Annotated in this window: 6 protein-coding genes; 3 read left to right on the top strand and 3 right to left on the bottom strand. The window is 70.8% G+C overall.

Going from position 1 to position 12,796, the window contains the following annotated elements; all coding sequences use genetic code 11:
- Positions 1-38 precede the first annotated feature (38 nt).
- Positions 39-2,147: a polyribonucleotide nucleotidyltransferase gene (gene pnp / locus H9645_RS01765; protein WP_191728009.1), complete on the top strand. Its 2,109-nt coding sequence runs from the start codon at positions 39-41 to the stop codon at positions 2,145-2,147.
- A gap of 115 nt (positions 2,148-2,262) precedes the next feature.
- Here the strand turns inward: pnp and H9645_RS01760 are convergent, their stop codons facing one another.
- The 3 genes from H9645_RS01760 to H9645_RS01750 form a co-directional block, all read right to left on the bottom strand.
- The gene (locus tag H9645_RS01760) at positions 2,263-3,642 is read right to left on the bottom strand and encodes a DUF1501 domain-containing protein (RefSeq protein ID WP_191728008.1); all 1,380 of its coding nucleotides are present in this window, start codon (positions 3,640-3,642) and stop codon (positions 2,263-2,265) included.
- Between the two features lie 9 nt (positions 3,643-3,651).
- On the bottom strand, positions 3,652-5,400 hold the full coding sequence (locus H9645_RS01755) for a DUF1800 domain-containing protein (RefSeq protein ID WP_191728007.1): 1,749 nt from the start codon (positions 5,398-5,400) through the stop codon (positions 3,652-3,654).
- Positions 5,401-5,518: 118 nt separating this feature from the next.
- Positions 5,519-6,922: a GntP family permease gene (locus tag H9645_RS01750; RefSeq protein WP_191728006.1), complete on the bottom strand. Its 1,404-nt coding sequence runs from the start codon at positions 6,920-6,922 to the stop codon at positions 5,519-5,521.
- 156 nt (positions 6,923-7,078) lie between these two features.
- On the opposite strand from H9645_RS01750, the gene H9645_RS01745 reads away from it, so the two are divergent.
- Entirely contained in the window at positions 7,079-9,334 is a 2,256-nt protein-coding gene (locus H9645_RS01745) for a TonB-dependent receptor (protein ID WP_191728005.1), read from the top strand.
- 103 nt (positions 9,335-9,437) lie between these two features.
- Positions 9,438-12,788 (top strand): hybrid sensor histidine kinase/response regulator, encoded by a 3,351-nt coding sequence (locus H9645_RS01740; protein ID WP_191728004.1) that lies wholly within the window; start codon positions 9,438-9,440, stop codon positions 12,786-12,788.
- Positions 12,789-12,796 lie beyond the last annotated feature (8 nt).

Below are 12,796 nucleotides of genomic sequence, written 5' to 3'. Positions count from 1 at the left end.
CGCCGGTTCATCGCAAGACGCACCAAGGAATTCACAACGTGGCAAAAGTTACCAAGAGCTTCCAGTACGGCGATCGCACCGTCACCCTCGAGACCGGCGAGATCGCACGCCAGGCGGGAGGCGCGGTCATGGTCTCCTGCGACGGCACCGTGCTGCTGGTCACCGCAGTCGCGGCGAAGACCGCCCGTGAAGGGCAGGACTTCTTCCCGCTGACCGTCGACTACCAGGAGAAGTTCTACGCGGGCGGCCGCATCCCCGGTGGCTTCTTCAAGCGCGAAGGCCGCGCGACCGAGAAGGAGACGCTGACCTCGCGCCTGATCGACCGCCCGATCCGCCCGCTGTTCCCCGACGGCTTCCGCAACGAAGTCCAGATCATCGCCACGGTGATGTCGATGAACCCCGAGGTCGACGGCGACATCCTCGCCCTGATCGGCGCCTCGGCCGCGCTGTCGCTCTCCGGCGCGCCCTTCGACGGCCCGATCGGCGCCGCGAAGGTCGGCTACAAGGACGGCCAGTACCTGCTCAACCCGACCGTGTCGGAGCTGAAGGAGTCCGACCTCGAGCTCGTCGTCGCCGGTACCGCGAACGCCGTGCTGATGGTCGAGTCCGAGGCCAACGTGCTGTCGGAAGAGGTGATGCTGGGCGCCGTGATGTTCGGCCACAAGGCCATGCAGGTCGCCATCTCGACGATCAACGAACTGGTGGCCGAGGCCGGCAAGCCGCGCTGGGAGTGGACCGCGCCGGCCGCCGACGAAGGCCTCGTGTCCGCGCTGCGCCACGCCATCGGCGAGCAGCTCGCCAGCGCCTTCCAGGTGCGCGACAAGCTCGAGCGCCGCGACACCATTTCCAAGGTGAAGAAGGCCATCCTCGACGCCCTGGCGCCGCAGGCCGAAGCCAACGCCTGGACCACGGGCGCGCTCTCCAAGGAGTTCGGCGAGCAGGAATACCAGACCATGCGCGAGTCGGTCCTCAAGACCAGGGTCCGCATCGACGGCCGCGCGCTCGACACCGTGCGCCCGATCGCGTCCAAGGTCGGCGTGCTGCCGCGCGTCCACGGCTCCTCGCTGTTCACCCGCGGCGAGACGCAGGCGATCGTCGCCGTCACCCTGGGCACCGCCCGCGACGGCCAGATCATCGATGCGGTCTCCGGCGAGTACAAGGAGCACTTCCTGTTCCACTACAACTTCCCGCCCTATTCGGTCGGTGAAGCGGGCCGCATGATGGGCCCGAAGCGCCGCGAGATCGGCCACGGCCGCCTGGCCAAGCGCGGCGTGCTCGCCGTGATGCCGACGATGGAGGAGTTCCCGTACACCATCCGCGTCGTGTCCGAGATCACCGAGTCGAACGGCTCCTCCTCGATGGCCTCGGTCTGCGGCTCGTCGCTGGCGCTGATGGACGCGGGCGTGCCGATCAAGGCGCCGGTCGCGGGCATCGCCATGGGCCTGGTGAAGGAAGGCGACGATTACGTCGTGCTGTCCGACATCCTGGGTGACGAGGACCACCTCGGCGACATGGACTTCAAGGTGGCCGGTACCGAAGCGGGCATCACCGCCCTGCAGATGGACATCAAGATCCAGGGCATCACCGAAGACATCATGAAGGTGGCGCTGGAGCAGGCCAAGCGTGGCCGCCTGCACATCCTGGGCGAGATGGCCAACTCGCTGACCCAGGCGCGTTCGGAGCTGTCCGACTTCGCGCCGCGCCTGATCACCATCAAGATCCACCCCGACAAGATCCGCGAAGTGATCGGCAAGGGCGGTTCGGTCATCCAGGCGATCACCAAGGAAACCGGCACCCAGATCGACATCCAGGACGACGGCACGATCACCATCGCCTCGGTCGACGCCGCCGCCGGCAAGGCCGCCAAGGACCGCATCGAGCAGATCACCTCCGACGTCGAGCCGGGCCGCATCTACGAGGGCAAGGTCGTCAAGCTGATGGACTTCGGCGCCTTCGTGACGATCTCCCCCGGCAAGGACGGCCTGGTGCACGTTTCGCAGATCTCCAACGAGCGCGTCGAGAAGGTCGGCGACGTGCTGAAGGAAGGCGACGTGGTCAAGGTCAAGGTGCTGGAAGTCGACAAGCAGGGCCGCATCCGCCTGTCGATGAAGGCCGTCGAGGAAGGCGAGGGCACGCCGGCCGCCTGAGCCGGTCGCCCATGTCGCAGCGCGCCTGGTGCGCGCCGCGACGGAATGAAGAAGAGCGGGCTTCGGCCCGCTCTTTTTTTGTTCCAGGTGGCAGCCATCGGCCGCCGGCGGCGGCTCAGGTCGCGGGCACCCGCAGTCGCGTGCGTGGACCGGGCGGGATCCCGTAGACCGGCGGCATGTCCTGCCCCTGGACGATGCCCAGCGGCGCATACCCCGCGTACTCCGGAAATACCTGGCCGAGGCGGTTGTTGCCCATGCGCCGGATCAGCAGCTCGGAGAACACCTGGCGGTAGTCGGTGGTGACCGGAAGGTCGCCGAACCAGGGCGCCAGCACCTCGGGATCGAGGCCCGGCCAGGTGCCGTAGAAGCGCCGGCCGTTGACCGTGTCGCCCAGGACCAGCAAGGGGTTGCCGTAGCCGTGGTCGGTGCCGCCGCTGCCGTTCTGGCGCACGCGACGGCCGAACTCGGACTGCACCACCACCGTGACCCGCGACGATTCGCCGCCGGCGGCCATCTCGATGTAGAAGGCGGTCAGCGCCTCGGACAGTTCGGCGATCCTGTTCTGGTAGTAGTGGTAGCCGCTGCCTGCCGTGCCCTGGCCATCGTGGGTGTCCCAGCCGCCGAGGTCCAGGGTCGCGTAACGCAGGCCGGTGCCGAAGCGGATCGCCTGCGCCACGGTCCAGAGCTGGCGGGCGAAGGTGCTGGTCGGCCAGCCGGCGGGCAGGGTGGAGGTGAAGGGCAGCTCGCCGATGCGGCGCAGCGCGGCATGGCCGGCGCGCGCCTGTTGCTCGACCGCCGCGCGCCCGGAAACGAAGCTGCCGAGCACGTCGTTCACGCCGAGCAGGTTCGCCGGACGCCCGCCGCCGGACTCGCGCCACTGCCAGGGACCGGCGTTGAGCGCGAACTCGCTGGGGCTGGCCATCGACAGCGCGTCGGTGTGGCCGAGCAGGCTGGCCGGCTGGCCGTTGCTGACGCCCAGCAGCGGCAATCCCGCGGCCGCACCGGAAGGGTCGCTGGCCCACGCACGCGCCAGCCAGCCGCTGCCGCCGCCCGCCCGTCCCGGCGTGCCGAGGTCGCAGTACAGCTGGGCATCGAAGTGGCTGCGGGTGAGGGTGGTGGACATGCCGCAGGCATGCACGATCGCCAGCCGCGATTCCTGCCACAGCGCGTGCAGGCCGCCGGCCGAAGGATGCAGTCCGAAGCCGGTGCCGCCGCCGTCCTGCAGGGTCAGCGGCAGGGCGCCGAACGCGCCGCTGGCGGCGATCGCGAGCGAAGGGCGTGCCTCCTCGTAGTGGCTGCGGTCGTTCCCGGACACCGGCACGACCAGGTTGAGCCCGTCGATGCCGCCGCGCAGGAACACGTGCACCAGGGTGTCGTGCGGGGTGCCCGCGATGGCGTGCCGGGCGTAGAACATCGACGGCGCGACCCCGGCGATCGTGGCAGTGGCGCAGCAGCCCTTGAGGAAGGCGCGGCGCGAGGGCGTGTGGTCGGCCATGGCGGATCCTCAGCGGGTGGCGAATTCGGGCGACATCAGCAGCAGCGACACCATGCTGCGCAGGCGGTCGTGGTTGTAGTGCGCCCGCAGGTCGTTGCCGCTCCAGGCATTGCTGTCGGCGATGACGTAGGACGCGGGCGCGCCCTGGCCCATGAACGCCCGGAGCATCTGCAGCCGCGCCGGTGCCGGTGGCCGGCCCAGCAGGCGCTGGCACCAGTGGTCGACGAGGTTGGCGGCGGTCCAGCTGGAGACGCTGGCGCGGCTGTCCTCGACGATCGGGAGCAGGCGCACGTCACCATCGCTGGCTTCCGTCAGCCAGGACAGCATCCGCCAGGACATGCCGAAGCTGTTGGCGCCCGACCAGGCGTCGGCGTGGTCGGGATAGCCGTTGGGCGCGGGCCAGTCGAAGGGCAGGTGCCCGGTGGCGCCCAGCCGCCACATGAAGTCGTCGCTGCGGCCATGGGCGGGGCGCAGCGTGAACGCCGCGTCGTTTGCGCGCAGGGCGGCCGCGATGACCTCGGACGGGCGCCTGTGCTTGCCCTGCGGGGCTGCGCGGACGTCGGGCGAGCGCAGGATGTGGCGCAGCACGATGCGGAGCTGGTCGGCATCCTGCCAGTGGGTACGGAACAGCCGCGCCGCGCTGTCGACCAGCGGGGCCGGCGCGACATCACCGGCGAAATGCCGCACCAGCTTGCGGCAGATGAAGCGGGCCACCCTCGGGTGGCTGGCGATGCGGTCGAGCACGTCGCGGCCATCCTTCATCGCCGGCTGCGCGGGCGGCAGGTACATGCCGAGCACGAACTTCGGGCCGGCGTCGTGCCAGGCGGCGCGGTAGACGAAGCTGCCGTCGTCCTCGGCCGGGTACTGCCAGTGGCCGTTGCGCAAGGTCCAGCCGGTGAACGCGGCCGCGGTCTCGTAGACGTCGACGTCGGTGTAGCCGACCGGATAGGACGGATCCTCGGGGCAGGGCGGCACCTCGGACGGGTTCATGAAGCCCAGGTAGTGTTCCGCGCCGAAGGTGTGCAGCTCCAGCAGCTCGCGCGCGAAGTTCTCGTTCGGGCCGGAGATCGTGTTCGAGCGGTTGTCGAGGTAGTACAGCATCGCGGTGCTGGTCGCGACCGCTTCCAGCATCGCGCGGAAGTTGCCGAGCGCATGCGGGCGGACCACGTCGCGGCTGTGGTGCACGAACACGGGACCGACGTCGTAGTCGCTGCCGGTGACGTGGAAATGGTCGTGCCAGAACGTCGTCATCCGCTCGTGCAGCTGGCGTCGCGAGAACGCCGCGCGCACCATCCAGGCCCGCTGCGATTCCCAGGCCGGGCGCATGCGGACCTCCCAGGCCGGGTCGGCGGCGACATGGTCGGCCCATAGCTGGGCCAGCGACTTCCCCAGCGTGGTGTAGCCGGCGGAGGTCAGGCGATCCTCGACGGCGGAGTCGTCGATCGCCTCCCAGTCCAGCTGCTGGTCGACCAGGGCCTCGTAGCGTGCGACGTCGTTGCCGCCCAGCGCGTTGAACGCCTCGCGGGCCCCCGGGAAGATGCCGTAGCCCAGCCGGCTCCAGGCACGCACCCAGGCCGGCGCGGGCGGCAGGTGCCGGACGGGCGGGCGCAGGCGGTTGTCGATGTCGCCGGGCCCGGTGCCGGGCGGAGGGAGTGGCGGCGCGGGGCGCATCGCGGTGCGCCCCGGGTCGTGGCCGTAGCGTTCCCGCAGTACGGCATCGATCGACATGCGGCGCCTGGCCGCGACGGTCACTGGCATGGTCTCCCCCGACGCAATGGTCGTCCCGTCGCGACTATCGCGCACGGGAAGCGCCGTGGCTGTGACCGCCGGCAGGGATCGGACGGGCGGCGGGACGACCGGGACCTCCCGGGGCCGCTCAGACCACCCCGAACGCGTAGAAGGCCCCGATCACCACGAACACCGCCAATGTCTTGATGACCGTGATCGCGAAGATGTCCTTGTAGGCCTGGCGGTGGGTCAGGCCGGTCACCGCCAGCAGGGTGATGACCGCGCCGTTGTGGGGCAGGGTGTCCATGCCGCCCGAGGCCATCGAGGCCACGCGGTGCAGCACCTCCATCGGGATCCCGGCGGCGTTGGCGTTGGCGATGAAGGTGTCGGCCATCGCCGCCAGCGCGATCGACATGCCGCCGGAGGCGGAGCCGGTGATGCCGGCCAGCGCGGTCACCGTCACCGCTTCGTTGACCAGGGGGTCCGGGATCGAGCCCAGCGCGTTGGCCACGAGCAGGAAGCCGGGCAGGGCCGCGATCACCGCGCCGAAGCCGTACTCCGAGGCGGTGTTCATCGACGCCAGCAGCGCGCCGCCGATCGCGCTCTTCGTGCCTTCGGCGAAGTGCGCGAACACGGTCTTCCATGCGAACGCCAGCACCGTCGCGATGCCGATCAGCAGCGCACCCATGACCGCCCAGATCGCGGCGATCTTCGCGACCTCCTGCACCACCGGCGCGGGATTGCCGACCACGGCGGGAATGAAGCTGTGGCTGTCGCCGTACCACCCGGGGATCAGCCGGGTCAGGACCAGGTTGGACACGCCCACCATCACCAGCGGCAGCAGCGCGACGAGCGGATGCGCGAGGCGTTCGCCCACGAAGGGCGCGGGCTCGTTGAGCAGGGACGCCGGATCGCCGTAGCCTTCGCCGGCGCGCTGCGCGACGCGGCGGCGCCAGTCGAGGTAGGACAGGCCAAGGACCAGGATGAAGACGCCACCCAGCGTGCCCAGCACCGGCGCCGCCCAGGTGTCGGTGCCGAAGAACGCGGTCGGGATGATGTTCTGGATCTGCGGCGTGCCCGGGAGCGCGTCCATGGTGAAGGTGAAGGCGCCCAGCGCGATGGTGCCGGGGATCAGGCGCTTGGGGATGTCGCCCTGGCGGAACAGCTCGGCGGCGAACGGATACACCGCGAACACCACCACGAACAGCGACACGCCGCCGTAGGTCAGCAGCGCGCAGACGATCACGATCGACAGCATCGCCCGCTGCGCGCCGACCACGCGGATGGTCGCGGCGACGATTGATTTCGAGAAGCCGGAGATCTCGATCAGCTTGCCGAACACCGCGCCCAGCAGGAACACCGGGAAGTACAGCTTCAGGAACCCGACCATCTTGTCCATGAACAGACCGGTGAACATCGGCGCGACCAGCGACGGGTCGGTCAGCAGCACCGCCCCCAGGGCCGCGATCGGCGCGAACAGGATCACGCTGTGGCCGCGGTAGGCGACGTACATCAGGAAGACCAGCGCGGCGAGCACGATCAGGAACGACATGGGATGTCCTGCGGGACGGAATGCGGCAGACAGTGTTCCCCCCCCGGGCGCGGGCGTCCCATTGTCCGAAGGTACGATGCCCACCCGCCGGCGCGCTCCCTAGGCTTGCCATCACGCGGCAATCGGCCGCGCGCAACGAGCACTCCCGGGGACCACATGAAGCCTGCCAACATCCGCGCCACCACTCTCAGCCTGGCGATCGTCATGGCCTTGGCCGCGCCTGGCCTGCATGCGCAGGAGGCCGGGTCGGCCGAGGCGCCTGCCGCGCAGAGCGCCACCGAACTCGATGGCATCACCGTGACCGCCCGTCGTCGGGTGGAATCGATCATGGACGTGCCGGTTGCCGTCAGTGCCTTCGGCGAGGAGCAGCTCAAGGACCTGCAGGCCAGCGACGTCACCGGCCTGCAGGGCGCGGTGCCCAACCTCAACATCGTGCAGGGCCGCGGCTCCGCGAACAGCGCCAACGTGTTCATCCGCGGCATCGGCCAGCCCGACGCGCTGCAGAGCTTCGACCCGGGCGTGGGCATGTACGTCGACGACGTCTACTACTCGCGCATCAACGGCTCGATGTTCTCGCTGTTCGACGTCCAGCAGATCGAGGTGCTGCGCGGCCCCCAAGGCACGCTTTACGGCAAGAATTCCACCGGTGGCGCGATCAAGGTCACCACCCGCAATCCGTTCGACCACAGCGGTGGCGCGGCCGAGCTCACCATCGGCGACTACGGCCGCCAGGAAGTGCGCGCCTACTACAGCGGCCAGCTGAGCGAGACCGTCGCCGCGAGCGTCGCCGCCGCTTCGATCCGCAACGATGGCTACGTGCGCGACAGCGTCACCGGCCGCCACTACAACAACGACGACACCCAGGCCATCCGCGCGAAGATCGCCTTCCAGCCCAGCGACACCTTCCGCGCCACGCTGTCCTTCGACCACACCGAGCAGGACGTCGCCCCCACGCTCGGCCGCCCCATGGCGCCGCTGCTGCAGACCGATCTGGGCCTGGGCGTGGTGGTGCTGCAGCCGGGCGAGACGGGCGAGTGGGACCACCGCTCGCAGACCTCCTTCCTGCCGCCGGGCCATGGCCAGACCATGGAGCACTCGGGTGCCATGCTTTCGATGGAGTGGGACTTTGGTCCGCAGTGGCTGCTGAAGAGCATCACCTCGCACCGCCAGCTGGAAACCAACGCCTTCATCGACATCGACGCCAGCGAGTACGAGCTCGGCGACGTGCTGGTCGCGCTGGACCAGAAGCAGTTCAGCCAGGAAGTGCAGCTGCAGTACGACAACGGCGGCAACCTCCAGGCGACCTTCGGCGCCTACTACATGAAGGAGGACGTGCCGTCCTACCAGGAGGCGTATGCAGACGACCTGTTCGCCCTCTTCGGCACGCCGATCGACTTCCTGCGCACCATCGAGGACGACCTGACCACCACCAGCGTGGCGGCCTTCGCCCACGCGAACTGGGAATTCGCTCCGACCTGGACCCTCGCCGCCGGCGTCCGCTGGACCCGTGACGAGAAGGAGTACGACCGCAGCACCAGCACCTTCTGGGGCGCCCCGTTCCAGGGTCTGAACGAGACCGTAGCGTTCCGTGCCAAGGCCGACTGGACCGCGGTGACCCCGTCGGTGAGCCTGCAAAAGGCCTTCAGCGACAACGTGATGGGCTATGTCTCCGCCAACCGCGGCTTCAAGTCGGGTGGCTTCAACGGGCGCGCCAATACCGTCTACGACACCCAGCACGCGAAGTTCGATCCCGAATACGTGTGGACCTACGAGCTCGGCCTGAAGACCGCTTCCGACGACGGCCGCCTGCGCGGCAGCGTCGCGGCGTTCAAGAGCGACTACAAGGACTTCCAGGCCCGCGTCTCGCAGGACGTCGGTACGTTCCCGGTGCTCAACGCCGCCGAGCTGGACATCGCCGGCATCGAGTTCGAGGGCAGCGCGCGCTTCGGCGAGGCCAGCGTGCTGAGCGCCCAGGTGGGCTGGCTGGACGCCGAATACGACCGTTTCGAAGACTTCCGCCTCGATCCCTCGTACGCGGGCTACGATCCGAACCTCAACCACGACCACGTGCCGTTCTCGCCGGACCTCACCGCGCGCGTCGCGTTCCAGCAGGGCTTCTCGCTGGGCGATGCCGGCAACCTCGGCGTCGGCGTGGACGCCTCCTACCGCAGCAAGACCTGGCTGTCGGTGGACAATCGCGACGTGCTCAGCCAGGGCGCCTACACCCTGTTCGGCCTGTTCGGTGTGTGGGACTCGCCGCAGTACACCTGGCAGGTGCGCGGCGGCGTGCGCAACCTGACCGACGAGGTCTACAAGACCGAGGGCCAGGAATTCGCCAGCGTCGGCAACATCCAGACTGCCTACTACGGGCTGCCGCGCAACTGGTACCTGTCGGTGCGCTACAACTTCTGACCGTTCCCCGGAACGGCTGGACCACGCGGCGGCGGGCTTCGGCCCGCCGCTGCGCTATGCTCGATCCGCAGCGCGGAAGGCGGATGACGGGGGATACGGTGCGATGCTGAACGTCGGCGTGGTGGTCGCGGCCGCGGCGCTGTGGCTTGCACTGCTGTTCGGCGTGGCGGTCTACGCCGAGCGCCGCCCCGGCGCGCTGGCGCGGCACTGGCGCCACGTCTACGCGCTGTCGCTGGCGGTGCACTGCACGTCCTGGACGTTCTACGGCACGGTCACCCAGGCCGCGCGCTACGGCTGGCCGCTGCCGCCGACCTTCCTCGGCGCGATCGTGTTCTACATCGTGGCCTTCGCGTTCATGACCCGCCTGGTGCGGCTGGCGCGGGAAAGCAACGCCACGTCGATCGCCGACCTCATCGCCACCCGCCTGGGCAAGGATCCGTGGCTGGCCGCGGTGGTCACCCTGGTGGCGCTGCTGGGCATGGTTCCCTACGTCGCGCTGCAGCTGAAGGCGGTGACGATGAGCTTCGCCACCCTGACCTCCGGCGCGGGCGTGGCCGGGGCGGTGGCGCCCTGGCGCGATGGCGCGCTGTACGTGGCGCTGGCGATGGCGGTGTTCGCGATCGCCTTCGGCACCCGTCGCGCCAGTGCCGCCGAGCACAACCGCGGACTGGTGCTGGCGATGGCCTTCGAGTCGCTGTTCAAGCTGCTGGCGATGCTGGCGCTCGGGGCGCTGGTCTGGTTCGGCCTCGGCGGGCTCGAGCTCGCGGCGCCGCCGCGGCCGCCGGAGCCGGTGGGCGGCTTCATCCCGCTGGTGCTGCTGGGCGCGCTGGCGATGTTCATCCTGCCGCACCAGTTCCACGTCGGCGTGGTCGAGTGTCGCGACGAGCGCGACGTGCGCACCGCACGCTGGCAGTTCCCGCTGTACCTGGTGCTGATCGCGCTGCCCACGCTGCCGTTGGCGCGCGCCGGCACGGCCCTCCTGGGCGACGGCGTGCCTTCGGACATGTACGCGCTGGCGCTGCCGGCGGCGCTCGGCCACGAGGGCCTGGCGCTGTTCGCCTTCCTCGGCGGCCTGAGCGCGGCCACCGGCATGGTGGTGGTCAGCACGCTGGCGCTGAGCCTGATGATCGGCAACCACTGGTTCACGCCCGGCCTGCTGCGCGGGGCCTGGGCGGCCGGACGCGGCGGCGGCGACGACGACCACCGCGGCGCGCTGCTGGCGCTGCGCCGCGCCGGCATCCTGGCGGTGATGCTGATGGCCTGGGCCTACAGCCGCATGATCGGCGGCAGCGAGGCGCTGGCCGACGTCGGCGCGGTGTCGTTCTCGGCGCTGGCGACGCTGGCACCGGCGCTGTTCTGCGCGGTCTGGCGCACGCGCACCCCGGCGGCCGCGGCGACCTGGGGCGTGGTCGCGGCCTTCCTGGCCTGGGCTTGGGTGACGCTGTCGCCGATGTGGGTCGAACTGGGCGGCGGCGATGGCGGCTGGCTGTCCGCGGGCCCCTGGGGCGTCGCCTGGCTGGCGCCGGATGGCCTGTTCGGCCTGACCGGCTGGAGCCGGCTGGGGCGCGCGGTGGGCGCCAGCCTGTTCGCGGGCGCGGCGACCACGCTGGCGCTGTCGGCCTGGCTGTCCGCGCCGGACCGCGACGTGGCCCGCGGCTCGGACCTGCGCACGCTGCGCCAGGCGGGGCGCCGCTTCCTGCCGGTGCGGACCGTGGACGCGCTGCTGCGGGGCGCGCCCGCGAGCGGGCCGGTGCCCTCCGTGGTCGAGGCGCGCTTCGAGCGCGAACTGGCCGCGGTGCTGGGGAGCGCTTCGGCGCGCCTGCTGCTCGATGCCGCGCGTCGCGAGGCCGGCGGGCCGGACCTGGACACGGTGGCCGAGATCGTCGGCGAGGCCTCGCAGGACCTGCGCTTCAACCAGCGGGTGCTGGAGGCGGCGCTGGAGAACATGAGCCAGGGCATCAGCGTGGTCGACCGCGAGCTGCGCCTGGTGGCCTGGAACCGCCGCTACGCCGAGCTGTTCGGCTATCCGCAGGGGCTGCTGCGCATCGGCGTGCCGGTGTCCGAACTGGTGGCGCACAACCTCGGACGCGGCCTGGTCGCGGGCGTCGAGGGCCGCGTCGACGCCGAGGCCGACAAGCGCCTGCGGCACATGCGCGCCGGCACGCCCTACGTCAGCGAACGCGTGTTCCCCGACGGCGGCATCGTCGAGATCCGCGGCAACCCGATGCCCGGCGGCGGCTTCGTCGCCACCTTCACCGACGTCACCCAGTTCCGCCGCACCGAGGCCGAGCTCAAGCGCAGCAACGAGACGCTCGAGCAGCGCGTCGAGGAGCGCACCGCCAGCCTCGACCAGGCGCGGCGCGAGGCCGAGCGCGCGAACGAGGCCAAGAGCCGCTTCCTCACCGCCGTCGGCCACGACCTGCTGCAGCCGCTGCATGCGGCGCAGCTGTTCACCGATGCCCTGGCCGGGCAGGTCGCCGGCGCGCAGCGCGCGTCGCTGGGCCAGATCCGCGGCGCGCTCGATTCGACCACCGACCTCCTGACCGGGCTGTTCGACATGGCGCGCCTGGAGGCCGGTGGCCTGGTGCCGCAGCCGCGCGACTTCCCGCTGGCCGAGGTGCTGGAGCCGCTGGCCTCGGAGTTCCGCGCGCTGGCCGGCGACCGCGGCCTGGGCTTCGACCACGTGGCCAGTTCGGCGTGGACCCACAGCGATCCGCAGCTGCTGCGCCGGGTGCTGCAGAACTTCCTCGCCAACGCCGTGCGCTACACGGAGCAGGGGCGCGTAGCGCTTGGCGTGCGCCGCGCCGGCGGTGCGCTCCGGATCGAAGTGCATGACACCGGCCCCGGGATCGAGCCGGCGCAGCAGGCGCTGATCTTCGAGGAATTCCGGCGCGGCGATGGCGTGGGCGGGCAGGGGCTGGGGCTCGGGCTGGCCATCGCCGAGCGCATCGCGCGCCTGCTGGACTCGCGCGTCGAGCTCCGCAGCCGGCCGGGCACCGGCACCGTGTTCGCCATCGCGCTGCCGGACGTGCGGGCGCCGGCGCAGGCCGCGCCGCCCGCCTCGAGGACCGGCCTGGCCGGCGCCCATGTCCTGGTGCTCGACAACGATCCGATGGCGCTGGCCTCGCTGGACGGGCTGCTGCGCACCTGGGGCTGCAGCGTGGACGCCGTCGCCGACGCGGACGCCGCGATCGCCGCGCATGGCGCGCGCGCCGCCGACCTGTGGCTGCTCGACTACCACCTCGACGATGGCGACACCGGCATCGAGGCGTGGCGGCGGCTGTCGGCGCGGCACGGCGCGGTGCCTTCGCTGGTGCTCAGCGCCGATGCCACCGATGCCGTGCGCCGCGAAGTCGCCGAGCACGGACTGGGGCTGCTGCAGAAGCCGGTGCGGCCGCTGGCGCTGAAGTCGATGCTGGGCCGGATGCGGATCACGCGCGCTCCGTCGGCCTGAACACCGGG

This window comes from Luteimonas colneyensis (genome assembly GCF_014836665.1).
Classification (GTDB): Bacteria; Pseudomonadota; Gammaproteobacteria; order Xanthomonadales; family Xanthomonadaceae; genus Luteimonas; species Luteimonas colneyensis.
Note: the sequence above shows the minus strand (reverse complement) of the source record. Positions and strands in the feature narration are given on the sequence as shown.